Annotated in this window: 22 protein-coding genes; 5 read left to right on the top strand and 17 right to left on the bottom strand. The window is 56.7% G+C overall.

Features of this window, described 5'->3' with window-relative positions:
- Positions 1-3: 3 nt before the first annotated feature.
- The 12 genes from MUN80_RS24335 to MUN80_RS24280 all read right to left on the bottom strand — a co-directional run bounded on the left by MUN80_RS24335 (position 4) and on the right by MUN80_RS24280 (position 17,045).
- Positions 4-1,953 (bottom strand): outer membrane beta-barrel protein, encoded by a 1,950-nt coding sequence (locus tag MUN80_RS24335; protein WP_244717243.1) that lies wholly within the window; start codon positions 1,951-1,953, stop codon positions 4-6.
- Entirely contained in the window at positions 1,932-3,242 is a 1,311-nt protein-coding gene (locus tag MUN80_RS24330; RefSeq protein ID WP_244717241.1) for a carboxypeptidase-like regulatory domain-containing protein, read from the bottom strand. Before MUN80_RS24330 ends, MUN80_RS24335 begins: the two co-directional genes overlap by 22 nt.
- Positions 3,243-3,509: 267 nt before the next feature.
- The gene (locus tag MUN80_RS24325; RefSeq protein WP_244717238.1) at positions 3,510-4,952 is read right to left on the bottom strand and encodes a SusD/RagB family nutrient-binding outer membrane lipoprotein; all 1,443 of its coding nucleotides are present in this window, start codon (positions 4,950-4,952) and stop codon (positions 3,510-3,512) included.
- A gap of 12 nt (positions 4,953-4,964) precedes the next feature.
- Positions 4,965-8,207, bottom strand: coding sequence for a SusC/RagA family TonB-linked outer membrane protein (locus MUN80_RS24320; protein ID WP_244717235.1), 3,243 nt, complete (start codon positions 8,205-8,207; stop codon positions 4,965-4,967).
- Between the two features lie 279 nt (positions 8,208-8,486).
- Positions 8,487-9,564 (bottom strand): peptide chain release factor 2 gene (prfB, locus tag MUN80_RS24315; protein WP_244717232.1). Its coding sequence is split into 2 segments (ribosomal slippage): positions 8,487-9,512 and positions 9,514-9,564, totalling 1,077 coding nucleotides; the frame shifts between segments, so codons are not numbered across the junction.
- Between the two features lie 119 nt (positions 9,565-9,683).
- Positions 9,684-10,748: a branched-chain amino acid aminotransferase gene (locus tag MUN80_RS24310; protein WP_244717229.1), complete on the bottom strand. Its 1,065-nt coding sequence runs from the start codon at positions 10,746-10,748 to the stop codon at positions 9,684-9,686.
- Positions 10,749-10,814: 66 nt separating this feature from the next.
- Positions 10,815-11,366, bottom strand: a complete 552-nt coding sequence (locus tag MUN80_RS24305) for a cob(I)yrinic acid a,c-diamide adenosyltransferase (RefSeq protein WP_244717227.1) — start codon at positions 11,364-11,366, stop codon at positions 10,815-10,817.
- A gap of 93 nt (positions 11,367-11,459) precedes the next feature.
- Positions 11,460-12,173 carry an ABC transporter ATP-binding protein gene (locus tag MUN80_RS24300; protein ID WP_244717225.1) on the bottom strand — a complete coding sequence of 238 codons (714 nt, stop codon included), beginning with the start codon at positions 12,171-12,173 and terminating at the stop codon, positions 11,460-11,462.
- A gap of 18 nt (positions 12,174-12,191) precedes the next feature.
- Positions 12,192-15,245: a tetratricopeptide repeat protein gene (locus MUN80_RS24295; RefSeq protein WP_244717223.1), complete on the bottom strand. Its 3,054-nt coding sequence runs from the start codon at positions 15,243-15,245 to the stop codon at positions 12,192-12,194.
- Positions 15,246-15,254: 9 nt separating this feature from the next.
- Positions 15,255-15,542 carry an Asp-tRNA(Asn)/Glu-tRNA(Gln) amidotransferase subunit GatC gene (gene gatC, locus MUN80_RS24290; RefSeq protein ID WP_135397914.1) on the bottom strand — a complete coding sequence of 96 codons (288 nt, stop codon included), beginning with the start codon at positions 15,540-15,542 and terminating at the stop codon, positions 15,255-15,257.
- 27 nt (positions 15,543-15,569) lie between these two features.
- A complete protein-coding gene (locus tag MUN80_RS24285; RefSeq protein WP_244717221.1) occupies positions 15,570-16,394 on the bottom strand; it encodes a lysophospholipid acyltransferase family protein in 825 nt (274 codons plus the stop codon).
- A gap of 69 nt (positions 16,395-16,463) precedes the next feature.
- Positions 16,464-17,045, bottom strand: a complete 582-nt coding sequence (locus tag MUN80_RS24280) for an NUDIX domain-containing protein (RefSeq protein WP_244717219.1) — start codon at positions 17,043-17,045, stop codon at positions 16,464-16,466.
- 443 nt (positions 17,046-17,488) lie between these two features.
- Here MUN80_RS24280 and MUN80_RS24275 point away from each other — a divergent pair, with 443 nt between their 5' ends.
- Positions 17,489-17,731, top strand: a complete 243-nt coding sequence (locus MUN80_RS24275; protein ID WP_244717217.1) for a hypothetical protein — start codon at positions 17,489-17,491, stop codon at positions 17,729-17,731.
- A 214-nt stretch (positions 17,732-17,945) separates the two neighbouring features.
- Positions 17,946-18,521: a ribonuclease HII gene (gene rnhB / locus MUN80_RS24270; protein ID WP_244717215.1), complete on the top strand. Its 576-nt coding sequence runs from the start codon at positions 17,946-17,948 to the stop codon at positions 18,519-18,521.
- Between the two features lie 244 nt (positions 18,522-18,765).
- On the opposite strand, the gene MUN80_RS24265 is transcribed toward rnhB, so the two are convergent.
- From MUN80_RS24265 to MUN80_RS24255, 3 genes are read right to left on the bottom strand one after another with little or no spacing between them, the layout of a single operon-like run.
- Entirely contained in the window at positions 18,766-19,209 is a 444-nt protein-coding gene (locus MUN80_RS24265) for a response regulator (RefSeq protein WP_244717213.1), read from the bottom strand.
- A gap of 56 nt (positions 19,210-19,265) precedes the next feature.
- Positions 19,266-20,807, bottom strand: coding sequence for a sensor histidine kinase (locus tag MUN80_RS24260; RefSeq protein ID WP_244717211.1), 1,542 nt, complete (start codon positions 20,805-20,807; stop codon positions 19,266-19,268).
- Positions 20,808-20,837: 30 nt separating this feature from the next.
- A complete protein-coding gene (locus MUN80_RS24255; protein WP_244717208.1) occupies positions 20,838-21,203 on the bottom strand; it encodes a CZB domain-containing protein in 366 nt (121 codons plus the stop codon).
- A gap of 206 nt (positions 21,204-21,409) precedes the next feature.
- On the opposite strand from MUN80_RS24255, the gene gcvT reads away from it, so the two are divergent.
- Both gcvT and MUN80_RS24245 read left to right on the top strand, forming a co-directional pair.
- Entirely contained in the window at positions 21,410-22,516 is a 1,107-nt protein-coding gene (gene gcvT, locus MUN80_RS24250) for a glycine cleavage system aminomethyltransferase GcvT (RefSeq protein WP_244724957.1), read from the top strand.
- Positions 22,517-22,647: 131 nt separating this feature from the next.
- Positions 22,648-23,364, top strand: a complete 717-nt coding sequence (locus MUN80_RS24245; protein ID WP_244717206.1) for a 2-phosphosulfolactate phosphatase — start codon at positions 22,648-22,650, stop codon at positions 23,362-23,364.
- A 285-nt stretch (positions 23,365-23,649) separates the two neighbouring features.
- Here MUN80_RS24245 and MUN80_RS24240 read toward each other — a convergent pair whose 3' ends face one another.
- Positions 23,650-23,976, bottom strand: coding sequence for a nucleotide pyrophosphohydrolase (locus MUN80_RS24240; protein ID WP_244717204.1), 327 nt, complete (start codon positions 23,974-23,976; stop codon positions 23,650-23,652).
- 308 nt (positions 23,977-24,284) lie between these two features.
- Positions 24,285-24,734 (bottom strand): D-aminoacyl-tRNA deacylase, encoded by a 450-nt coding sequence (gene dtd / locus MUN80_RS24235; RefSeq protein ID WP_244717202.1) that lies wholly within the window; start codon positions 24,732-24,734, stop codon positions 24,285-24,287.
- Positions 24,735-24,808: 74 nt separating this feature from the next.
- Between dtd and MUN80_RS24230 the strand changes: the two genes are divergently transcribed.
- Positions 24,809-26,302 carry a hypothetical protein gene (locus MUN80_RS24230; RefSeq protein WP_244717200.1) on the top strand — a complete coding sequence of 498 codons (1,494 nt, stop codon included), beginning with the start codon at positions 24,809-24,811 and terminating at the stop codon, positions 26,300-26,302.
- Positions 26,303-26,327 lie beyond the last annotated feature (25 nt).

The raw sequence follows: 26,327 nt of genomic DNA, 5'->3' as shown, positions 1-26,327 counted from the left end.
GAATTAGAAAGTTACCCGCAGGTTAATGCCATACCGCCGCGTCGAGGGCGAGTTGGTGAATTCAATACCCTGAGCGCTCGAAGCCGAGTTATATGTATTTACCTCGGGGTCGAAGTTGGTATACTTCGGAATGTTGGGCGAATACCAGTACAGGTTGCGGCCCGAGAGCGAAACGTTAATCACGCCGAACGGAGTCTTCTCGAGCAACGACTTGGGCAGATCGTAACCTAGGGTCACCTCGCGCAAACGAACCGTAGTAGCGTCGTAGATGGATTGCTCAGCAGTGCCACCGATACCAGCCGAACCCGTACCGAAATAGTAATCATTCAGCGAAATGGCTCTGTTGTTCGGAATCGTATTGCCGTCGGCATCACGCAGGGGAAGGTGGGTAATCGGGTCTCCCTGTACCCCCTTGATGATGTAGAGCTGGTCGCGGTCCTCGGTGTCTCTGGTCACGCCCCGGCCCAGTTCCGACTGCAGCGTGGTGGAATAAATGCTGCCGCCTTTACGGTAGTCGATGAGGGTGTTCAGCGTGATGCCCTTAAACGTGAACTGGTTCACAAAGCCCATCAGGAACTGGGGGTTCGGGTTGCCGATAATCTTCGGGTTCAACGCCGGAATCATTCGGCCCGTAGTGGGGTCAATCAGCACATTGCCCTGGTCATCACGGTCTACATTGGAGCCATACAGCACGCCGAATGGCTGCCCCGGCATCAGGATGGGCTGTACCAGACCCGAGCCGAAACCGGGCGTAATAGCAATTTGATCTACGCCTTCCGTTAGCTTCTCTACAATGTTCTTGTTGTGGGTGAAGTTAAACGTGCTCGACCAGCGGAAGCCCTTTGCGTCGACAGGAACCACGGTAGCGGCCAGCTCCACGCCTTTATTGGAAATCTCGCCAAAGTTGGTGGTCAGCTCGTAGAAGCCCGTGGCAGTCGGCAGGGATACCTGCGCAATCTGGTTGGTCGTTTTGCGGCTGTAGTAGGAAGCAGCAATACTGACGCGGCCTTTAAAGAAGTCTAAGTCGGTACCAACTTCAATTTCATTGGTAAACTCCGGCGTCAGAGCAGGGTTATTAATCCGGAAGCCCAGGGCCTGCGCTGCAATTCCACCAAACGGGAAGTCGGTCGTGCCGACGTTGTTGCCGTAGCTGGGGTTGCTGGTATAAGTTGGCAGCCCCGATTCGTAAGGGCTGGCGTCATTACCAACGCGGGCATAGCCAACACGCACTTTGCCTGAAGAAAGCCACGAGTAATCAAGAGCTAGAGCTTCCGTGAAAACAACGGAGGCGCTACCACTATAATAGAAGAAGCCTTTACCGGAATTGCCTACTACACCGTTTTTGTTCAGGGTAGAAGAGGCGTCGCGGCGGGCCGTACCATTAAGGTATGCCCAGTCTTTGTAGCCCAAGGTCACGTCGCTGAGCAAACCCATCAGGCGGCGCTTGGTAGTAACCGGGCCGTAAGGTTTCACGGCTGTAGCGTTACCGATATTATCAATGCCGAAAACAACGCTACCCGTTCCCAGGAAGGAAGTCGACTCATACTGGCGCTGGTTAAGGTTGTTGCCGATAATGGCTTTGAGGCTGATATCTTCAGTCAGGTTCTTGTCAAATGTCAACAAGATTGTCTGGTCCAGTTCGGTATTGCGGATGTTGTCCTCCACAGTACGGCCCGTAGTATACTTACCAGAGTTGCCAGGACGGATAGTCGAGCGACGAGCATCACTATAGGTGTTGATACCACCGAGGTAGCTCAACGAGAGCCAATCTTTAATGGTATATCCCGCCGTAATGCTACCTACTACCCGGTCAACACGGGAGGTAAAGGAGTTATTTTGGGTTGACCAGATTGGGTTGTCTGCCTGGGAGGTAAGCCAGCCAAAGACCGAGGCGTTGGTCACGGGGTCGGTGTTGGGCAGAGCCTGTAGGTCTAGGTTCCGCGGCAGAAACATAATCCGAGAGAAGGCTGACGCTCCCCCTTGGGCACTGCTGCCCCCACCAGCGGACCACGCTGCTCGGAGTTAGTGTAAGCTACGTTGCCCCCAATGGTGAACTTTTTGTAGGTGCCCGCACCCCCAGCGCTAATGTTGTTGCGCACGAAAGAGGAATTGGGAATAATACCCTTTTGGTCAGCGCGGGAAAGAATGGCACTGAACCTTGCATTATCACCGTTGCTGGTCAAGGAAACCGAATTTTCGAACAGGCTACCCGCGTTGAAGAAGTCCTTCACATTGTTAGGGGCTGCCTGATACGGAATAGTCGTGCCGACAGGTATTTCAGGAAAATTAGGATCGCCAGCCTGGGGATGGGCAATAGTGACCGGCGCTTGTGGGCTGCCAAAGCGAGGACCCCAGGAGCCATTGGTCAGGAAAGGGCCTACGAAGTTTGCGCCCGTGCCGTAGCTATTCTGGTATTCGGGCAAACCGGCAATTTTCTCTACCGAATAGCCCATGTTATAGCCAATCTGGATGCCCTTCGCGCCACCCTGGCGGTTACCGGTTTTGGTCGTAATGACAATAACGCCGCCGGCGGCCCGTGAGCCATATAGAGCCGCTGCGGCAGCCCCTTTCAGCACTGTCATCGACAGCACGTTGTTTGGATCGATGTCAGCGGCGCGGTTAGAGTAGTTGGTGCCCTCCACCAGTGGATCATCCGAGTCGGTCTGCTGGTTATCATAAGGAATACCGTCCACTACGAACAACGGGCCGTTGGCCTTGCTCAACGAGGTATTGCCACGAATGATGATCCGGGTTGATGCACCAGGAGTGCTGCTGGCGTTGGAAACTACCACCCCGGCAACCTTACCCGACAGGGTCCGGATTACATCCGGCTCCGACTTCTGCACCAGTTGCTCTGGTTTGATATCAGCAACCGCATAGCCCAGCGCCCGTTTTTCGCGCGAGATGCCCAAAGCTGTTACAACTACTTCGCCCAACTCTTCAGTGTTTACTGAGAGCGTAACGTCAATCGTATTGCTGTTGGTAATGGCTTGCTCCTGTGAACCGTAGCCTAGCTGCTTGAAAATAAGAGCTGTCGCATCTGTAGGAACTGACAAGGTGTAGTTGCCTTCCGCATTGGTGGCGGTACCGATGCTGGTGCCTTTTACCAAGACGCTTACGCCCGGTAGGCCGTCATTGGTCGTGACATCAAGTACTCGTCCGGAAATAACCCGAGTCTGCGCCCAGGCGCTTCCAATCAAGGTTAAGGACAAGAATAAACTCATTAGTAAGAGTCTTTTCATGAAAGAGGGAAATGAGAATGAAACAAATAAGTGTGCACTGAAACAAAATCGTAATCCTAAAAATAGATATAATTTCTTACTCCTCCGTAGCCTATATAGCCGGGTATTTATATTCTTTTTGTTCTTTAATCCAAGCTATAAAGGCTATCACAAAGGCCACTGGTGTCCATCATCATACCATTGATGATAGGCACCAGTAGGCGTTAACCAGACAAAAAAAGGGCTGCCAAATCTGGCAGCCCTTTTTCAGAAGGATTGTTTGAAGGATTATTTCTTATCCCAGAAAATCCGGTTGGATACCGCATCCCCACCAATGAGAGCCGAAGCCGCATTGTAGTTGGCTTTGTTCAGGTTGCTTTCCGTGGTTGGATACGTAACCCGCAGCGGGATTACGCTCAATGCACCTCTAGCCGGCGTCAGTTTAGGAGTATCCAGACGGCGCCATTCCGTCCAGGCCGTTACGGGCTGGTCGTACAGGGCAATCCACTTCTGGAAGCCAATTTTCTCCAGGTCATTCGTACCGCTAGCGGTAGTGAAGGCAACCGTCGGCTGGTCCAGATAAGCCTGTGCCTGTGCCTCAGTGCCACCCCATTGCGAGATAGAAGCCGTAACACCTGCATTGTAGTGGTCTTCAACGCTGCCACCGCCTACCGCGAATCCACGCGATACAGCTTCTGCCAGCAGGAATTCCACTTCTGGGTAGGAGAGCAGCACACCCGGCAGAGCCGGATTCAGCAGCGCAGCACCAGGCTCCGAAAAGTTGTTGAAGTTGTTGCCAGCACCATTGACACCACCCCTGTAAGTTGGGAAGTTAGGGTTGTTAGGTATTCTGAAGTAGGCACCTACACGTGGGTCCTTCAGCTTCAACAAATTGTCATTGATGAAGAAGTTAGTGCCAACGAAGTCGTGACGACCACTCTGTACCAAGTCTTCAAACAGTGGGTTAGTGTTTGGCGGCGAAGCGACAAAGATGAGCTGAGCCTGGTCACTTAGTGACTCGAACACGTCTTTCGAAGCCTGCTCGGCCAAGGTTTTGGCTTTAGCGGCATCATCATCAGCAATAGTCAAAGCCAGACGCAGCTTCAACGAGTTGCCGAACTTAATCCACTGAGCTACGTCGCCATTGTAGATGGCGTCCTGAGCACCCATGCCTTCTTCCTTTGGATCCAGAGTGGCAATGGCGGCGTCGAGACGCGTAAACAGCGAGTTGTAGATGGTTTTGGCATCGTCATACTTCGGCTGTGACTTGTTGAAGTCAAGTGCTTCCGTGTAGGGTACGTCACCAAAGGTATTTACCAAGGTAGCCCAAGTGTATACCGACAGAATCTCGATGCAAGCCTGCTGGTTGGCTTGTACCTTGGCCGCCACGAACTTGTTGTTGGGAACCAAGTTCTTGGCCTCAACCAGGTTGCGCAGGATGGCATAGTAGCCATCCCACAGCTGACGGTCAATCTGACGGCTTTTGATGTTGTAGCGCGTCTCGTCGAGATAAGTCGTTTCTGCCCAGTACTGAACCCACAGGCGGAAAGGGTTATCGTTAACGTTGGTGCTGACAACTAGCCGGGTGAGGGAACGCTCGGCACCGGCGAAAAGCGACGGGCCCGTTACGTTAGCAGGGTTCTTAGGATCAATGTTGTAATCCGTCAAGCTATCAACGCAGCTTGTAGCAAGCGCAAGCGTTGAGAGAGAGATTAAGATAGTCTTTTTCATGTTTCTTAAAATCTAGAAGCTGAGGCGGAGGTTAGCACCGATCGTGCGGGTGGTAGGATAGGAGCCTACCTGGTAGCCTTGGCCCAGGTTGCCAGAGCCGAGGCTTTCTTCGGGGTCAGCGTCGGGCAGGTTTTTGTGAATAATCCAAAGGTTACGACCGATAACAGAGATATCAGCACCTTTTACGAAGCCCAAACGGGTGGTCAGAGTCTTCGGCAGAGCAAAGCTCAGGGCTACTTCACGGAGCTTCACGAAGCTGGCATCATACACGAAAGCCGAGTTGGGCTGGTACACGTAGCCAAACAGGCCGTAATCCGTGTTGCTTACCCGTACGTTGTTAGGCTGGCCATTCTCAAACACGCCGGGCAGGATTACACCACCACTGTTCGAAGCATAGCTGCCATCAGCGTTCTGCACGATTGGAGCACGTGATTCATTGCCCAAATCGTTGAGATCAGCCGTTTCTGGGGTCAAGCCGGTAGCCTGGCCATAGTAGCGGTCGAGCGAGAACACCTGGCCACCTTTGCGGATGTCAATCAGGAAGTTCAGCGACAAGCCTTTGTACGTAACCGTGTTGGTAATACCACCACGCCACTTCGGGTTCGGATCAGCAATACGGGTGTTAGCGGAGCTCTGGAGGTAGTAACCTTCCTCGTCTACAACTTTTTGACCATTGAGGTAAACGAAATCGGTACCAGTGATAACACCGAAAGCCTCACCAACAGCAGCGTTAGAGGTAACACCACCGTTGTAAGTTGCCAGTACAATATTGTCAACACCTTCGAACAGCGACAATACTTCGTTGCGGTTACGGGTCCAGTTGGCTGCCAGCTTCCAGGTGATGTTGTCGTTGCGTACGGGCATTACATAACCCGTCAATTCTACACCGCGGTTGCGTACTTCACCCGAGTTTACATAACGAGCATTGTAGCCAGTGGCCGTGGAGATACGCAATGGAATGATCTGGTTAACCGTGTTCGTTTGGTAGAAGGCGCCTTCGATACCCAGACGATTTTCCAGGAAAGACAGTTCCAAACCTACTTCACCGCTACGGGTACGCTCAGGCACCAGATCCTCGTTGTTTTTGGTGCGGGGCAGATACGAAATAGCAGCGTTGCCCAGAGCAGCGTTCTGGCGGTAGCTATCATAGATGTTCAGCGCGCTTGTACCAGCACCTACTTCAGCATAGCTGATACGGGCTTTACCGTACGACAACCAAGGAGCCGTTTCACGGAAGGTTTCCGAGAATACGTAACCCAGCGAGGCAGAAGGATATACGAACGTGTTGTTGCCTTTGCGCAGAGTAGTCGACTTGTCGCGACGGGCAGTCAGGTCCAGGAAGATGCGGTCACGGTAGCCGAGCGTGGCGCTTGCGAAAATACCATCAACCCCAACACTGGTTTGGGTTTCGGTCGGAGCTTCCAGCGGGCTTACTGTGTTCGTCAGAGCATATACTTCGGGCAGAGCCAGGCCACCGTTGGTGATAGCGAAGATAGAGGAACGGTACTGACGACGCAGGTTAGCACCGATCAGGCCTTGGAAGCTGAAGTCTTCGTTGAAGTTCTTGGTGAAGTTACCGATCAGGTCGTAGTTGAACTCGCGGTACGTGTTGTTGTAACGTGAGTAGAACGGTACGTAGCTGGCCTGGGTACTACCTACAGCCGAACGCTCTTCCTGCATTTCGTCGTAGGAGTCAACCGTTACGCGGCCCAGAACATTGAACCAATCAGCAAATTTGTACGTGGCGGCTACGTTGCCGAACGTGCGGTAACGCTCGTCGTTTTCGTAGTTCTTGTAGCGAACAAAGTAGGGGTTGTTCCAGAAGATAGGCGAGAAGTCATCATTCTCGGGGCTGGCGTAGTTCCAGGTGGCGTTGGTCTGGTCGCGCTCATAGGCTTCCTTCTGCTCCTTGATATCTACGTTGGTCTGCCACCACTGACGGAAGTTCGTCATGATGTTCTCCGAGCCATAACCCGAGCCGTAACGGCCCAGGCCAGTCAAACGAGTGAAGTTCACCGTCGTGCTCACGGTCAGCTTCGAGTTCATGTTCATCGAACCAGCGAAGTTGACGATATCCTTATTGATGCGGCTGTTAGGCAGGATACCACGCTCTACGTTGTTGGAGTAGCCAATCTTGAAGCTACCCATATCGTTGCCACCATCAAGGGAGATGCTGTTCAACGTAGAAACGGCAGTTTCAAAAAAGTCGATAGGGCCATTGGCTGCAGCTACCCAAGGAGTAGCACGGCCAAACGTAGGCGAACCAGGCGTGTAAGAGCCCCACTGACGAACCAGCAGGTTTGGATTGAAACGGCCACCATACGAAGCGTCTTCCGAGGTCGGGGCTACCAGGTTGTCATCGGCGTCTAGGTTGAAGAACCCATCATCAGAGGAGTAGTACTGACCGTAGCCGGCACCGTACTTGTCCTGGTATTTGATGAACGTGCTTTTGTCGATTTTGCCAGCCGTTACACCCGTATTCAGGGTCACGTTGAAGCCACGACGGCCTTTTTTGGTCGTAATCAGAATTACACCGTTAGAGCCCCGCTCGCCATAGAGAGCAGTGGCAGCAGCACCTTTCAGTACGGTAGTAGAAGCAATATCGTCGGGGTTAAGGTCGCCGGCAGCGTTACCGTAGTCATAACCACCCCGACCCGTTGCCTGGTCCGTAGAGTTCGTGTTCAAGTTACTGATTGGCACACCGTCTACTACGAACAGCGCTTGGTTGCTACCGAACAGCGACTTGGTACCACGGATAACCACGTTGCTCGAACCGCCGGGCGTGTTGGGCTGCGTGATAGCCAGACCAGCAACTTTGCCCGAAAGCGAGTTGATGGCGTTGGGGTTACGCGCTACCGTGATATCGCTAGATTCGATCTGCGTAGCCGAGTAAGCCAGCGAGTTCCGGGTTCTTTCAACACCCAGAGCCGTTACTACTACTTCGCCTAGCGTCTTAGTGTCGGTACCAAGGGCTACGTCAATAGAAGTGCTAGCACCAATAGGCCGCTCAATGGCCGTGTAGCCAATCGAAGTAAAAGAAAGCGTAGTAGCTGAAGCCGGTACACTCAGTGAGTAGGAGCCATCCGCGCCAGTAGAAGCACCAATCGTGGTGCCCTTCACCAGCACGGTAACCCCGGGCAATCCCTGACCGTTGGCCTGGTCAGTGACCCGTCCCGAAATGGTCCGATCCTGCGCGATGGCCTGCTGCAACAGGCTAGTCATCAGCAGGATGACCATAAATAAGAGTTTTTTCATTTGACTTTTGGTTTGGTGAGTGAAAAGGTAAAAGAGATAGTTGTGAAAGTGGGCGAATAGGGCAAGTATAGCGGGAAAAACGGCATTTCGCAACTTTTAGGAAACATAGGGAAGATGCTAGTTATGACTAGTTTTCCTGCTCAACCGCCTCATCCAACTCTTCCCGGGTGCTATCGTAGCCCACACCGGATATGTACAAGTTACTAATTCCAGCCTACAAAAGCTGGTATTGGGGTGTAGCTTGTTAGTATATTTGCTTTCAGCGATATAACGCTAAAATTAGTTTTGCATTAAAAAACCTTTGATGTATTCATCAAGGTCGCCGTCCAATACAGCCTGTACATCGGTACGCTCTATTCCGGTACGCAGATCCTTTATCAGCTTGTAAGGATGCAATACATAATTGCGGATCTGGGAGCCGAAGTCGATACGCTTCTTGCCCGCTTCGATCTTGTCGCGCTCAGCGTGTCGCTTGTCCATCTCGATCTGGTAGAGCCGCGACTTGAGCATGCGTAAAGCGTGTTCCTTGTTCATGAGCTGGCTCCGCTCGATCTGGACGGCGATGATGATGCCCGATGGCGCGTGGGTGAGGCGCACGGCAGTTTCTACCTTGTTCACATTCTGTCCCCCGGCTCCCCCAGCCCGGTACGTGTCCCAGGTAATGTCGGCCGGATTGATCTGAATATTGATGGTTTCGTCGACTACCGGGTAGGCGAAAACCGAGGCAAAGGACGTGTGGCGGCGCCCACTGCTGTCGAAAGGGGAGATGCGCACGAGGCGGTGCACGCCGATTTCGCTTTTGAGGTAGCCGTAGGCAAAGTCGCCGTCGATTTCCAGCGAGGCCGACTTGATACCGGCACCTTCCCCGGGCTGGTAGCTGAGCTGGCGCACGCTGAAGCCGTGCTTTTCACCCCACATGATGTACATGCGCATCAGCATCTCGGCCCAGTCCTGGCTTTCGGTACCGCCCGCGCCGGGGTTAATGTCGATAATGGCCGAAAGCTGGTCTTCCTCGTCGGAGAGCATGCGCTTAAACTCAAGCTGTTCCACGAGTTGCTGCGTAGAATCGAACTCCTGCTGAATCTCAGCTTCCGTAACGTCGCCTTCGCGGTAAAAGTCAAATAAGACTTCTAGTTCGCCAACGGCCTTATCTACTTTTTCGAAGTCGTCGGTCCAGACTTTAACGGTTTTGATGTCCTTCAGGATAGCTTCCGCCTTCTTGGAATCATCCCAGAAGCCTGGGGCTGTCGTCTGCTTCTCGGTTTCTACGACCTGAGCTTTGCGGTTGTCGTAGTCAAAGGTACCTCCTCAAGGCCTCAGCGCGGCCCTTCAATTCCTTAACCTGGTCTTGGGTCATTGGAAAAAAAGATGAATGTTGAAAAAAATGGGTGTTAAGCAAAGGTAACTAATGCAAAACGCCCGCCGCCGAATTGTTATCGGCAGCGGGCGTAGCCTTATACAGGCATTTTTAAGCCCCTATACCTGCACCATCCACTGGTGGGTGTCGGGGGCCTCGCCCGTGCGAATGTCACTTAGCATGGCACTGGCTTTCTGCGAAAATGAGTTAGCAGTCGGCGTAGGCAGGTTATAATCCTGGCCCTGGTAGCCAATAGTGGCAATGGGAGCAATGGTGGCAGCGGTGCCTACTCCGAAAGCCTCTTGCAGCGTGCCGTTGGCCTGGGCTGTCATTACTTCCGTAGCCGACACCTTACGCTCTTCCACGGGCATGCCCAGGTCGCGGGCTACTTGCAGCACACTCTTCCGGGTGATGCCATCCAGAATCGAAGTGCTCAGGGCAGGCGTAATCACCTTGCCGTCGATGACAAACATAACGTTCATCGTGCCCGATTCCTCGATAAACTGGTGGGCCGATGAATCGGTCCAGAGCAACTGGTGGTAACCTTCTTGCTGGGCCAGCTTGGTGGGCCACATAGCTGCGCCGTAGTTGCCGGCAGCCTTGGCGTAGCCGGCGCCACCTTCGGCTGAGCGAACGAACTTCTCTTCGAAACGAACGCGCAAAGGCTTGTTATAGTACAAGCCAACCGGGCAAGTGAAGATCATGAAACGGTAGTTGTCTGAGGGGCGTACGCCGATGAAACCATCCGTAGCAAACATGAAAGGCCGGATGTATAGGGCGCTGCCAGGGGCTTTAGGAACCCAGTTGGCGTCGAGGCGAATAAGCTGGGACAAGCCCTGCATAAACAGCTCCTCGGGAATCTGCGGCATGCACATGCGCTCCGCCGAGAGGTTGAGACGCTGCAGGTTGTCGTAGGGACGGAACAGGGCAATTTCGCCCTGCGGGTTTTTGTAGGCCTTCATGCCCTCAAAAATAGCCTGACCGTAGTGCAGAGCCGAGTTAGCAGGGCTGACGGCCATGTCGCCGTAGGGCACAATCTGGGGCTCCTGCCATTCGCCATCCTGATAGTCGACAACAAACATGTGGTCGGAGAATACCTTGCCGAATTCAAGGTTGGCAGGATCCAGCTCCTGAAGGCGGGAGGCCGTGGTGCGCTGGGTCCGAATAGTGAGTGTGTCGAGCATAAGCAGGATAGTGGGAGAGTGGGAAAAGAGCGGGTGGGAGATAGAGGCAATATCCCTGAAACGGGCCTAGGAGAGGCGCGGTTTCCAGGTAACTTCTTCGGCATTCAATTCGTGCGCCATCTGGCGGCTGAGCACGAATAAATAGTCCGATAAACGGTTGAGGTACATCACCACGAGTTCGGCTACGAAGGAGTCTTCGCGCAGGGCAATAACCAGTCGTTCGGCGCGGCGGCACACGCAGCGGGCCACGTGGGCGTAGGATACGGAAGGGTGGCCGCCAGGCAGAATGAACACCCGCAACTCGGGCAGCGTCTCGTTCATCCGGTCCATTTCGCGCTCCAGCAGCAGGACGTCTTCCTCGTGCAGATCCGGAATTTTCATCTTCGACTTCTCCGGATCGGAAGCCAGCGAGGCGCCCATTGTGAAGAGCCGGTCCTGGATTTCCTTGAGCAGGTCGCGGCGGCTGAGGTTTACTTCCTGGTCACGCACCAGGCCGATGTAGGAGTTGAGCTCGTCGACGGTGCCGTAGCACTCGATGCGCAGGCTGGACTTAGGAACCCGGGTGCCGCCAATAAGCGAAGTAAGGCCTTTGTCGCCGGTTTTGGTGTAGATCTTCATGCAATGAACGAAGGACAGAGGGCAGGAGCTGAGGTTGCAGAAAAAACATGAACAAAAAAGTCAGCTCAATGTCGGCAGCTCGTCCTTGGAAAGTCAGCTGAGGATGTGGGTCGCCACTTTGTGGTTAACCACATCCGACTCCACCTGCCCGTCGCGCAGGCGCACGATGCGGTGGGCAAAGTTGGCAATATCCTCTTCGTGGGTTACCATGATAATGGTATTGCCTTTGGCGTAAAGGGCCTCAAACAAGTCCATAATTTCGTGACTGGTCTTGGAGTCGAGGGCACCGGTTGGTTCGTCGGCCAACAACACGCTGGGGTCGTTGACTAAGGCCCGAGCAATGGCTACGCGCTGGCGCTGACCGCCGGACAGCTCATTGGGCTTGTGCTTGGCGCGGGTGTCGAGGCCTACGCTCTTGAGGGCCAGCATGGCTTTCTCCTCCCGGTCTGACTTGCTGTAGCCGGCATAAATCAGGGGCAGAGCCACGTTGTCGAGGGATGTGGCCCGGGGCAGCAGGTTGAAGCTCTGGAAAATGAAGCCGATTTCCTTGTTGCGCACGTCGGCCAGCTGATTGTCCGACATGCTGCTGACGTTTTTGCCATTCAGGATGTAGGTACCTCGTGTGGGTGTGTCGAGGCAGCCCACGATGTTCATCAGCGTGGATTTGCCCGAACCCGAAGGCCCCATGAAGGCTACATACTCGCCCCGCTGGATGGTGATGGTGACGGACCGTAGTGCCTGGATGAGCTCCGTGCCCATCTGGTATTCCTTCGCAATGTCGAGGGTTTCAATTACTGGATGTAACATGGGCAGCTAGGTTTGGTCCTAATTCCAGGGAGTAGCGGCAGCCGTTTGGGAGGCGCGCCGGGCGTTGTACTGCGAAAGAAAGGTACTGTATTCCGCGGGTGAAAGCAATGGGCGCAGTTTTTCCAGGGAAGCTGCAGCATATTCACTCAAACCTGCTGGAATAGCGGCCAGCGTATAGGCTTTCAGCAAGGGCACCGACTCCGGGTTGTATTCCAGCCCCTTGAGCAAGGCGTTGTAGGCCGGCATGTCCTGTTGGCGGCTCAGGTAGAAGTCGGCGGCTGCCAGCACGGCAGCTTCCAGAAACGGAGCCTGCTCTACTACTCTGGCGTAGCGCTTGGTGGCTTGGGGCGCGTTGTTGTCCAGTTGGGCCAGGGCTGCCTGGTAATACAGTTTGTATGGCTGGTCGAGGCGGCTGAAATAGCCTTGCTGCACCACGGTGCGCAACTGGGGCAGCTGCTTACCTTGCAAGTAAAGCTGGCCGCGGAGCACATTCCAGGCCGAGCTGGCGGGCGTCGCCGTAGCGGGTTTTGGGGCAAAGAGCTCCAGGGCCTGCTGTGCCGCTGGCAACTGTCCGGCCTGCACGGCCCGGGGAATCTGGGCCAGCAAGGCCGCCTCGCGGGAAGCTGGGGGACTCAGACCCGCCGCCCGCGGTACGAGGCTTTCCGGGTACAATGATGCGCCTCGCAATACCAAATACTGAGCTTTTATTGAGTCGGGTGCTGTGGGATATTGCGTATTAAAGTCCAGGTTCAGAACAGACAGCAACCGCTGGGCCCGTTGGCTGGTGCCAAAGGTCTTATCCGATAGGGCTTGCTGAGCCGACACCCGGGCTGAGTCGGGCTGGTTGAGCAAGGCCAGTGCGTAAGCCCGGAACAAGGCAGCTTCCGCGTAGCCATTGCGGCGGGCATCGGCCAAGCGGGCAGCGGCGGGCTTGTACTGGCGTTGCTCCAACAGCCACAGTCCCCACAGGTTCTGGTAGTAGGCGCTGCCCGCGGAATTTCCGGTGGTGAGCGGTAGCAGGGTGTTTTGCGCGGCCACGGTTTGGCCACCGTAGTGCTGGGTCAGGGCCCGCAGAAAGGTCAGCTGGTCGGCGTAGGGACTGTTGTCGGGCTGCTGGGCCAGGCGCTCCAGCAGTCCGAGCTGACTTACATCGGCCAGGGCAGTGCGGTGCAGGGCGTCGTGGTAGAGGCGGGCAAACTCGGCCGTAGTCAGCACCGGGGAAGGCAACTCCGTGGTGGCCGGTTTTCGGGGTTTGCCACTAAGCAGGTGAAGCAGGGAGACGTTGCTGGACCAGGCGGCATTATCAGTGCCGCTTTTCCGTTCGGCAATCAGCTTGCGGGCAGCCTCCATTTGCTGATCCTGAATCAGGAAAGCCAGCCGGTTGGTTTCCACGGCCGGGCTGTTGGGGGCCAGCGCCTCAGCGCGCTGCAGATAATAATCTACCGAGTCGGTGAGGGTGGAGCGGGTGTAAAGCTGGGCCAGGTCGTTGGCCAGGCGGGCGCTGCGGGGCGTGTTTTTGATGCCTTGGCGCAGTACGGCAAGCCGGTCGAAAAAGTCACCAGGCTCATTATACAGAGCAGCCAGGCGCAGGGAAATCTTTTCCGACGGAGCTCGGTTCAAGGCCCGACGCAAAGCATTTATTTCATTCTGACGTTGGGAGCGGAAATGGTACAACGCCGCCCGGCCCATGCTGGCGCGGTGGTTGTGCTGGTCGAGCACGTCACTTTCGGCGTAGTACCGCTCGGCCAGCAAGGCCAGCCCATCGGCATTGGGCTGCTCCTCACTCTGGAGGCGGGTCAGGTCGCCCACGTTGTTGAAGTAACCGGCCTGCACCTGGTCGAGTACGAAGAAATTGTTGCGCATTTCCACGGCCAGCAGGCTGCCGATACCCACCACGTACACAATGTAGAAGGGCAAGCGTTTGGGCTCGTACACCACCCGAAACACCCGCAGCTTCTGCCGAATCAGGGTAACGAAGTTGAAGAGCACGTAAATTAGGAAGGCCGTACCTACGCAGAGCAGGGCTAGGGCCGTAAAGTCGCGGGCGGCGCTGAGCAGCGGGTCATTAGCAGTGGCAAAGGCAAAGCCCAGAAAGCCCGCCGCCACCGTAAGCAGCACCAGAAATAGCAGCTGGGCTGCCTCAAACGGCACAAACTCTTCGTAGGTAGCCGCCCGGCGGCGCAAGTTCAGCCAGCTGATAACAGCGGCTGGCACCAGCAACACGAGCGGGTCCAGATTAACGCCGGGCAGAATGAGTAGCTCGCCATTGTTCCAGTAATACAGCAGCAGCGTGCCCAAGTACAGGCCGCTGGCCAGCAAAAACGGCAGGATGCCGAAGCGGCTGCCCGGGTTTTCTGCCTGGGAGTTAAACCACAGCAATCCATAAATATTCTCGATGCTCAGCCAGAGCACCAGCAGCGCTACGGCCGCCGCGCCGCTGCTGGTAGCGTAGCTTACCAGGTGCAAGGCAGTAGTATCGGCGGGGTTTTCGCTGCGCTGAAACAGCAGGGCGGCTAAGCCTGCCACCAGCAAGGCAAAAGTGAGCAAGCGGCGGCCCAGCGGCACATCTGACCAGAAGGCGTGAAACACGTAGGCCGGTACGCCCAGCGTGGCCAGGGTCAGAATCAGGAAGTACTGCTCCCGCGAGTCGAAAACGCCGAGCATGTCAGCATTGAAAGACATCAGCAGGAAGAACAGCAGAGCCATACCCGCCACAAACGACAAGCGCGGCAAGGTGCTGATAACGGCCAGGTAAAAGACTAATGCCACAGCCAGCAGCCCGAGCAAGGCCACGGCTGCGTCGGGCCGCACGAAGGGCCCGGTCACGTCGTGGGTAGCGCTGACCAGATAGCCATTGACGCGCACTGGTAGCTCATCCAGCCCGACCCGCACGTGTTGGAGCACGGTGGGTACAGGTTTGAGCTGGGCTATTTCCTGCACCCGCAGCGTGTAGTCGTCGCCGGTGAAGTAATAATACAGGGCCAGGGCCAGGGCAATGCCGGCCAGCACGCCCAATACTGAGCGGATAAGTCGCCAGCCGGAAGAGCGGGGAGAAGAAAGCAGGAGCGTCAAGACAGAAGGTTATTCCAGCACTTTTGGTACGCGGAAATAGTCGGAGTCCTTGCGCGGGGCGTTGCGCAGGCCTTCCTGGTGGCTCACCGAGTTGCGGGCCTCATCGGGGCGCAGCACATTAATTTCGTGCGACAAATGCACCAGCGGCTCCACGTTGGTCGTGTCCAGCTCGCTAAGCTGAGCCACCCAGTCCAGAATCTTGTTCAGGTCGCCCAGCATCTGCTGCTCTTTGGTGGCGTCGAATTCGAGGCGAGAAAGATGAGCCAGTTTGCGCAGGGTTGATAAATCGGTACTCACAGTGGTAAGGAAAAAGAGAAGTTCAACTTAGGACTTGGGCAGATCCAGCTCCGGCTGCGGAGCGGGTTCCGGTTTGGGCTTGCCCAGGCGGGAAGGCCCCGGAATACCGGCGGCTTCGGGCCGAAACGCGCTGGCAATAGTACGAAAAGCCTGGTCCCGGATACGGGGCACATCGGCAGTAGTCAGACCCTGAGTGAAGATAGGCTCGTGAATTACGACCTGCAACGGCGTGTAGCGCACCCGGATACCGCCAACATCGGGCATAAAGCGGTGGTTCAACGGCATCGAAACCGGCACGATGGGTACGCCCGTGGCAATGGCCAGCTGAAAGGCTCCGTCCTTGAAGGGACCCATTTCCTCACCAGGCTTTTTGGAAATCGTGCCTTCCGGAAAAATCACTACCGAGCGGCCCGCTTCCAGGCTTTGCTTGGCCTGCACCATCGCCCGGCCCCGACTTACGGCGCTGTTGCGGTTCACAGTAATGTAGACGCTGCCGAAAATCGGGCCCCAGAGCGGTACTTGGGCCAGGGCACTTTTGCCGATAATGTTCAGATAGCCCGGAATAGCCTTGAACAGCACCGGAATATCGATGTAGGAGCTGTGGTTCGAAACGTAAATGCACGGCTGGCCCGCTGGTAGCGGCTGTTTGCGGACGATATCCACGGGCATGCCCCACATTCGGATGGCAAATGACGACCAGCCCCGGTTGATGCTGTGCAGGTGCCGGTGCAAAGACGGCTTGCGGCCCAGCAACACCTGAATCGGGTAGGTAACTACGAAGGGCAGTACAAACCAGAACGTGCTCCAGGTAGTGTAGATGCGGTGCCAGATATAGTGCAACAGTCGACGCATACCGGCAAAAATACGAGCTATAAACTTAGAAGCCGTTGGCTGCTCCGGGTACGAGCCGCGGGGCCGCAACTATTGCTGCCGACTCTGCAGCACCTTTTCGGCCTTGAGCAAACCCGCCACGCTAATGGCGTCGGTTATCCGGTCGTCCATGACCATGGCTACAGCTTCCGATAGGGGCAGCTTCCAGAGGCGCAGCTCCTCGGTTTCTTCGGGCTCTACTTCGCCAGCCTCCAGGTCTTCGGCCAAGTACACGAAGCCTTCCTCGTCGGTAACCGAATTGGAGGTGTGCAGGCGGGCAATTTTGGTCCAGCGCCGGGCCGTAAAACCTGTTTCCTCCTTGAGCTCCCGTTGGGCCGATTCGAGAATGTCCAATTCTACCGGTCCGCCGCCCATCGGAATTTCCCAGGAATATTCGTTCAGCGGGTAGCGGTACTGCCCCACCAGCCAGGTGTTGCCCTCCGCATCCACAGGCACAATTCCCAGGGCCTTATTCTTCATTGAAACGACGCCGTAGATGCCCCGGCCGCCCTTAGGGTTGATTACTTGGTCTTCCCGTACCCGAATCCAGGGGTTCTGGTAAGTCAGCTCAGAGCTGAGAATTTGCCACGGGTTGTGGGTTTCGTCGAAGTCAGGCGAGGGAATATGGCTCATAGTAGAGAAGTAAATCGAAACGGCTTAACAGGGCAAAGGTACAATTTCACCGTCAGCCCGGAAGAGCATTTCACGTCCGTCGGGCTACAAGCTGGGTTAGTCGGGTAAGAACCCTCGTTTGACAAAAACAGCCTAATAAACGCCTGACACCAAGTAGTTTTGTCGTAGAAAGGAACCAGCACAGATAGAGGTTGTGGAAAGGAAGTCTCTGTCTTGTGTAACAAGCCGACCGGTCAAGGAGTAGGGTGGATGAATTTCTACCGGTCGGTGCAAAATTAAGAGCCGTTGCCTAGAGCAACGGCTTTTTTTGTGCCCGGATTTTTGGCGGCACTACGCCAAAATCTTGTTGGGCCCTGGGTTGGCTTTACCTCAACCCCATAGTGTTGGGGTGCGTACCAGTCAGTAATTGGCTGTTTACATCCCAGCCGGTACCGGATATTTTTATGGCAAATCAGCCCAAAAACCAGCCCGCCCAGGCCCAGCCCGGAGACCCATTGTTCAATCTGAAACACGCCCAGGCCGAAGCTGAGCTAGCCCAGAATACGGGCGGCCTTGGCCCCATCACCAACGTATATGTTACTTCCGACGAGGACGACGCCATTGACGAAGGCCCTCGTGACAAGCAAGGCAACCGCCGCGGTGAGCCCGACGCTCCCGATGCTGGCACTACCGCCGGCCGACACTAAGCAGTGAACCAGTGAGATAGTGAAATGGCGCGTTTTTATGCTGCCGGCTTTTGGCTTGCACGCAGCAAAAGCGACATTTCCTTTCTCTACAATAAACTTTCCTTGAAAAAGGCCTCTCCGGGTGCTGCGGCTCCCGGGGAGGCCTTTTTGTTTGCAGCTACTTTAGTGGCTTGGTTGGGCCAGCGGGGCGGCTGGTCGTACCTTCGCCGCCTCTATGCTGCTTGCCTCCTACACTGAACTCCCGCTTGAAGCCGGCCTCGACGAAGCCGGCCGCGGCTGCCTGGCCGGTCCGGTTTTCGCCGCTGCTGTTATTCTGCCCCCCGATTTTGCTCCCGCATACCTCAACGACTCCAAGCTGATGACGGCGCGGCGACGGGAGGTAATCCGCAAGGATATCTGTCGAGAAGCCGTAGCCTGGGCCGTAGGCGAGGCCAATACCGCAGAAATTGCCTCTATCAATATTGCCCAGGCCAGCTACCTGGCCATGCACCGGGCCGTGGCCCAGCTAGCCCAGGTGCCGGAGCACCTGATTGTGGACGGCAACCGGTTTCGGGCCTACCCTGGTATCGAGCATACTTGCTTCGTGAAGGGCGACGGGCGCTACCGCAGCATTGCCGCCGCCTCGGTGCTGGCCAAAACCTTCCGCGACGACCGAATGCACGAACTGGCCCTGGAGTATCCTATGTATGGCTGGGAGCAAAATGCCGGCTACCCCACCGAAAAGCACCGCGCCGCCATCCGCGAGTACGGTCCCAGTGAGCACCACCGCATGGGCTTCCGGCTGTTGTAAATAGTGAAATAGTGAGATGGTGAGTTGTCGTTCGGCTGGCGCTTGTTGCGCTTATTATCTTGAGCAGCGTGACGCAAACAACCTTCCTTCGGTAAGTGCCCGGCCCGGCTTAATGCAAAAAAGCCCCTTCCATGTTTTGGGAAAGGGCTTTTTGCATTGGTAAAACCGGTAGCGGGGTAAGTGAAGCCTTACAAGCGCCAGCCGAACGACAACTCACCAGTTCACCATCTCCCTATTTCACCATTTAATCTTTCAAGCGGAGCAGGTCTAGGAAGAGGCTGAAGCCGTCGACGGTAGAGCCGCCTTCCCCGAACTTGTCGAAGTTTAGGGGCTTGATGATGTAACCACTTACAGCTAGTTCCCGGGCTTTGAGGCGGTCGGTTTCCAGGTCGGAGGTCGTCATAATGAATACGTTCAAGCCCACAAAATCGGGGTCGGAGCGTAGGGCTTCCAGCAGCTCCAGGCCGTTCATGCGGGGCATGTTGATGTCGAGCATGACTACACTGGGCTTCTGAATCTGGTTCTGGCCGCCTTCACCCTTGAGCAGGTGCAGGGCTTCACGGCCGTTTTTGGCAATATGCAGGGGGACGTTGATATCGTGTTTGCGTAACTCCCGCTGCACATTCATGATGTCCATCTGGTCGTCCTCGACGAGCAGAATGCTGGGGGCAAGTTCGGCGGTTGACATATGGTGGGAAGGAAAAGTCAGGTCTGAATTCATCTTCTATACGGAAGTTTTAATATTCAGACGGTCTTAGCCGCCGATTGAGCGGCCGTAATCCGGCGTTCGGCGTGCATGGCGCGCTCTTTGGGCCAGGTGAAGATGAAGGTAGCGCCCTGGCCTTCTGTCGATTCAACGTGGATGGTGCCGCCCTGGCGCTCCACAATTTTCTTGACAATAGCCAGGCCCACCCCGGTGCTTTCCAGCGTGTCGCGCTCCACCAGGGTCTGGAAGATGACGAAAATCCGCTCGTGGTACTCTGGGTCGATGCCGGGGCCGTTGTCGGCAATGGAGAAGGTATACTGCAGCCGATCTTCGCGGCAGCTGATGCGCACCACGCCCTGCTCGGGCCGGTCGTGGTACTTCAGGGCGTTGCTGATCAGGTTGGTAAACACCTGCTGCAGCTGCACCCGATTCGACATCATAGTGGGCAAATACGTGGGCAGCTCTACGCGGAAGCCCGGTGGCGGCGCCAGCGAGTCCACGATTTCGTTGAGCAGCTCCCGCACGTTGATGCGCTCATCGGCCTGCTTGGTGCGCCCGATGCGGGCCAGGTCCAGAATGCCGCTGATCAGGTTTTCCATGCGGTGCACCCGGGTCCGCATCAGCAGCAGAAATTCGCGGATATGCTCGGGCACGTCCTGGCCCATGTCCTCCTCAATCCAGCGGGAGGCACTTTCGATGCCTCGCAGCGGCGCTTTCAAATCGTGCGACACGACGTAGGCAAACTGGTCGAGCTCCTGGTTGCGGCGCTCCAGCTGATTGATGGTCGAGTCGATGGTGCGGGCCATGACGTTGAGTGAGTCGGCCAGCTCACTTAGCTCATCTTGCTCCGTATCCTGGATGCGGGTGTTGTAGTCACCGGTGGCAATCTGGGTCGAGAGGCCCACCATCATATCGATGCGGTGGGCAATTAGGCGGGTGATGTAAGATGCCCAAAGCAAGCCAATGCCGATGGCCAGCACCGTGACAATAATCGAAATCAGGCGGGTCTGGCGGATGCTGTCTTCCAGCTTCTGCCGCACTTTGTCGCGGTCGGCTAGCTCGGTGCGCTCGAAGCCGGCAAACAGCACCCGAATCTGGTCCATGATCTGCTTGCCGGTCAGGCTTTCGGCCAGGGCCCGGTGCGCCATGCCTTCCATGCCGATCTGGTCGGGGTTGCGGCGGCGAGCCTCGCGCTTTTCGCTGATCAGCAGGTGGGAATATGCCGACCACTGCTGGTAGAGGCGCTGGGTACGCAGAATGCGGGCATACTGCGGGTCGTCGGGCTCCATCTGATTGCGCAGGCTGGCAAACTGCTGGAGCAACTCCTGTTCTCCCTTATAATAGGGCTGGAGCACGGCTTCGCTGCCAATGAGCATATAGCCCCGGAAGCCGGATTCCATGTCGATGATATTGCGAAACAGCGCCGAGGCCTCGGCCGTGACAATCTGGGAGGCCTGAACTCGCTCGGAGTTGCGCAGCACCTGGCGCGAGAGCTGGTAGTTGACGAATACAACCAGGGCAAACAAGGCCGAAATGACCAGGAAACCAGCAAATAGTTTGGTGGAAAGCTTGAGCTTCATGCGGCGCCGCTACGGAAAGGACCGGTAGAGTTAGCGAGGCGTACGCAGCTTGCTCTGGATGGTTTGCAGCAGCTCGGTGATTCGGTCGGTGAGGGGCAGCAGCTCGGTGAGGCCTTCGCGGGCCTGCTCGGTAAATCCCTGCAGGTACATATCCATGAGCTGGTTGGCCTGCTGGTGCACCTGGCGGTGGGCCCGGTCGAGGGCGGCCCATTCGGGCACGTGCCCCCAGGCACTGCGGCGGCGCTCCGTAATCCAGATGCCGAGGCTGCACTGGTCCGGGTCGCGGGCCGGGCCCTCGGCCATAGCGCTGCCGTAGAGAAAGGAGCGAAGCTTGGATTTAAACAGCAAGTGCTTGAGCATGGCCGTTTCGAAATCCTGTTTGATGTCTAAATCCATAAGTAACTGCCCGCGGGAGGCACGCTGCGAGAGAGATGCAAAGGTAACCAGTCCCGAAAATAAGGCGGCAACGGCCCGACCCAGAATAGCAGAAGTGGGGCGCAATGGTTGAGCTTGTACGGTCCAGCCACCGGAAATGGCTAATTTCGCCCGGTCCTTTCTCCGAGGACTTGCGCAAAACTTCCCTCCACCTCCCAACCTGCCCCATGGCCGAAGAACTCAAAACCGTTGTCCTCAATGACGTGCACCAGCAGCTAGGTGCCAAAATGGTCCCGTTTGCGGGGTATAACATGCCCGTGCGCTACTCTTCCGACCTGGAAGAGCACCGCACCGTACGGCGCGCCGTGGGTATTTTCGACGTGTCGCACATGGGTGAGTTTCGGGTGCGTGGCCCTCAGGCCCTGGACCTGATTCAGCGCGTGACTAGCAACGACGCCAGCAAGCTTACCGATGGCAAGGCCCAGTACTCCTGCCTGCCCAACCAGGATGGGGGCATCGTGGACGATTTGCTGGTGTACAAGCTGGCCGACGAAGACTATATGCTGGTCGTAAATGCCTCCAACATTGAGAAGGACTGGAACTGGATCAGCCAGTTTAACACGGGTGGGGCCGAGCTGGAAAACATTTCCGACCAAACCAGCCTGTTTGCCGTGCAAGGCCCCAAAGCCGCCGAGGCGCTGCAGAGCCTGACCGACGCCGACCTGAAGAGCATTCCCTACTATAGCTTCGTGCAGGGCACGTTTGCCGGCGCGCCGAATGTCATTATCTCAGCCACGGGGTACACCGGGGCTGGCGGCTTCGAGCTGTATATTCCCAACGAACATGCCCAGCAGGTGTGGGACAAAATCATGGAAGCCGGGCAGCCGTTCGGTCTGAAGCCCATCGGGCTTGGTGCGCGCGACACGCTGCGCCTGGAAATGGGCTTCTCGCTCTACGGCAACGACATCGACGACTCGACTTCGCCGCTGGAAGCCGGCCTGGGCTGGATTACCAAATTCACCAAGGAGTTTACCAACTCGGCCAGCCTCAAGACTCAGAAAGAGCAGGGCGTGAGCCGCAAGCTGGTGGCTTTCCTGATGGATGGGGCCGGGATTCCGCGCAGCCACTACGAGTTGGTAAATGAGGCCGGCGAGAAAATCGGGGAAGTTACTTCGGGCACTCAGTCGCCGTCGTTGAGCAAAGGCATCGGCCTGGGCTACGTGAAAACCGAATTCAGCGCGCCCGGCAGCCAGATATTCGTGCAGGTGCGGGGTAAGAACCTGCCCGCTACCGTGGTGAAGCTGCCGTTTGTGAAAGGCACGGAAGAGGCATAGGCACTGGCCATTATTTGACTAGAACGTCATTCGGAGCGAAGTCTGCGAGATTCCTCGGCTTCGCTCCGAATGACGTTCTGCTTTCTTTTTGACTTTTCCTTTGACTTCTCAATCCCCTAATACCTTTTCGTATGCCCTCAGTTGATATTTGCTTTAGTCCGGAGCTGTTGCCATTGTACCAGTTGGAAGGGAAGGTGGCCGTGGTAGTGGATATTCTGCGGGCAACTTCCTCTATCGTAACGGCGCTGGCGGCGGGCGTGACGCATATCGTGCCCTTCAGCGAGCTGGAAGACTGCCGGGCTCTGGCGGCCCAGGGCTACCTGACGGCTGCTGAGCGCGACGGGCGCCAGGCCGAGGGCTTCGACCTGGGCAACTCGCCTTTCGGCTACCTTGATGGGGTACTGCCCGTACAAGGGCGGGGCGTGGCCATTACCACTACCAACGGCACCCGGGCCCTGCATCTGTCCTTGGCTGCTGATGCCGTAGTAATCGGGGCTTTTCTCAATCTGGAGGCCGTGGCGGAGTTTGCGCGGGCCCAGGGCAAGGACGTAATAGTGGTGTGTGCGGGCTGGAAGGGCATGTTCAACCTGGAGGATACCGTTTTTGGCGGGGCCCTGGCCGAGCGGCTGGCTTCCACGTTTGACACGAGCAGCAGCGACGCTACACTAGCCGCCCGCCACTTGTGGCAGCAAGCCCAACCGGATTTGGCCGGTTATCTGTTGCAGTCGGCCCACGTGCGGCGGCTCAATTCGCTGGAGGCTAATAAGGACTTCGAGTACTGCGTGCAGGTGGATACCCACTCGGTGCTGCCCATTTGGCAAGAGGGGCGGCTAATAGCCAACGGGTAATACTCTCAAGAATACACTAACGCAACAGGGCGTCCGGAAGCAGTTTCCGGACGCCCTGTTGCGTTGTAGCGCGGCTCTGCAACCACGTCGGACGTCCAGGATACGGCTTCGGCCACTGTTGAAACCATTTCGGACGCCCCTGAAGTCATTTCGGACACCCTTGAAAGCATTTCGGACGTCCTTGAATCCATTTTGGACGCCTTAAGTGCGGTTTTGGACCCCCTTGAACCCATTTCGGACGACCCTGAACTCATTTCGGAGGGGTGATGGGCGGGATGGGAAGACCTAGCGCAGCTTCTCGTTTTGCTGGTGGCGGGTGGCGTCGCGCTGGGTTTTCTTTTCCAGGTTGCGCTGCAACGCTTCCGTGAGGTTGACCCCAGTTTGATTGGCCAGGCAGATTACCACGAACAGCACATCGGCCAGTTCATCGGCTAAGACCTTGTCCTTATCCGACTCTTTAAAGGACTGTTCCCCGTACTGGCGGGCAATGATGCGGGCCACTTCCCCAACTTCCTCGGTAAGCATGGCCATGTTGGTCAGCTCATTGAAATACCGCACGCCGGTGGTTTGAATCCAGGTATCAACGGTTTGTTGGGCTTCTTCGATGGTCATAGCGGTGGAGTGGTAAAATGGTGAAACAGTGAGTTGGACGTGCTGGTGGCGCTAACAACTTTTGTCCTTGCGAGGCAGAGCCGAAGCAATCCGGCCTCTACGAAGGTAGTCACAGCCTTTTCCCAGAAAGCTTTGATGTCTGCGCAGGGGTTAGGCTCTGACTCTGGGACGCAGCGGTATGTAGCGACGTCTCGGCACTGAATAATGGCGAAAGGGCTTTCTGATAAAAGAGCGAGTCGCACTACGTAGAGGACGCATTGCTTCGCCCTTCAGCCTTGCAAGGGCATAAACTCGCAAATTTCACCTCCTCACCGCTCCGGCGAGTCGAGGACGATGGTGACGGGACCGTCGTTGAGGAGCTCTACTTTCATGTCGGCGCCGAACTCGCCAGTGGGCACGGGCTGACCCAAGAGCTGTTCCAGCATGTGCACAAACTGCTCGTAGAGCGGGATGGCCACGGGGGGCGGGGCGGCTCCAATGTAGCTAGGACGGTTGCCCTTGCGGGCGTCGGCCAGCAGCGTAAACTGGCTTACGACCAGCACCTGGCCCCCGATGTCCTGGACGCTGCGGTTCATTTTGCCTTCTTCGTCGCTGAAGATGCGCAGCTGTACGAGCTTGCGGGCCATCCAGTCGAGGGACTGGGTAGTATCGTCGGGGGCAAAGCCGGCCAGTACCAGCAAGCCGGGGCCAATCTGGCCGGTAACGCGGCCTTCCACCGTGACGCTGGCCTGACTGACGCGCTGAAGAACTACTCGCATAGGCGAAGAGCGAAAAGCTGAATGTTCGGGAGGGTTGTCGTACTTCGCAGGGCCAACCGGCGCCCGACATCCGCATGACGGCCACGAAGAACGACAATCTGCCCCTAAAAAATGCTCTACCCGCACTGCTGGCCCTGCTGCTGGTAGCGGCCGTGCGCCTCTACGGCCTCAGTCAGGCTGCCTTACCCGACTACGACTCGGTGCGCAACTGGCAGATTGTGCAGGAAATAGCCCAGGGCAACCTGCGCAACCTGTTCCACCACGGCAGCCCCGGCTTCTCGGTGCTCTACGTGCCGGTGGCCTGGGTCACGACCAACTTTCGCGTGTTTCAGCACTTGAATGCCCTGTTGGCCGTGGCGGCGGTGGGGGCCCTGGTAGCCTTTGTGACTAAGGTGGCCCGGCTGGGGCCCTGGGAAACCGCGCTGCTCATTCTATTTATCGGCAGTTCGGTGTTCCTCACCTTTTCCGGCCGCGACTTCACCATGGGTTCGGCTTCGCTATTGGTATTTGCCGGACTGCTGAATGCCTACTACCAGCGGCTAAACATGCCCACCGACCAACACCTGCGCCGGGCGGCACTCTGGCTGGCCCTGGGCTTGAGCATCAACTATAAGTTTATCCTGACCCTACCGATTCTGGGTGTGTTGGAGCTCTTGCAGCGCGACGGGCTTTTGTGGGCGCGGCGCAACTGGCTGCGGGTGGCGGGCATTTTGGCCACGCCGTTTGTGGTGTTTGGCCTCATCGGGGTATTGGCCGGGTTGCCCTGGTACCGGTGGCCGGCCGTGTACTACAACGTGCTGTTTCCGGGCGCGGCCAACGCAGCCGGGCGGCAAGGCAGCGTGCAGCTGGACTTGCTGTTTTACCCGTGGTTTATGCTGGACTATGAGTCGTGGCTGATGCTGGCGTGGGTGCCTCTGCTGCCCTGGCTGTGGCGGCGGGAGTTGTTTACCGGGTTGCGGCATATCAACCTGATGCGCTACCTGGCGGTGTGGGCCTACGCATATCTGGTGGGCATGTCATTGCTGCTGAAAGCACCCCGGGGGCTGCTGCTGGCTTATGGGCTGTTCTACACCCTGGCTTTTCTGAGCTTGCGGCGCAATGTAGGTGGGTGGGGCCTGGCCCTGCTTGTGCTGCTGGCCTGCAGCTTTAACCTGGGTAAGATTCGAACGGAGGTGTACGCCCACACGCCCAGCAGCTACCCACAGGTAGCCCAGTGGCTGCGGGCCCGAGGAGCCAGTAAAGTAGTCAGCACCGTAGGCCTGGGACTAGCGCCATTCGGGGTAGATTCGGTGGTGAGTATCACGTCCGAGAAGCAGCTGTCTGCATGGCGGCAGCGCGGCTTTCACTACGTGCTGCTCGACGACTACTACGTAGTGACCAACGTGCAGCAGTTCGACTCCCTGCGGCGGCAGCAGCCGGTTGCTGAATGGCAGGAGCCGCCACTAGCCTCGCCGCTGCTGTTCTTGGAGCACTCTGAATACACCGGGCTGAGCATGAAAGAAACGATAAAGCGCCAGGACCAGGTAAGTCGGAGTGGCGGGGCGCACCTGCGGCTATATCGGCTGTAGCAGGCATTTCCTGCCGAGTGCACTG

Origin of the sequence: Hymenobacter cellulosivorans, assembly GCF_022919135.1 — a bacterium.
Taxonomy (GTDB): domain Bacteria; phylum Bacteroidota; class Bacteroidia; order Cytophagales; family Hymenobacteraceae; genus Hymenobacter; species Hymenobacter cellulosivorans.
Note: the sequence above shows the minus strand (reverse complement) of the source record. Positions and strands in the feature narration are given on the sequence as shown.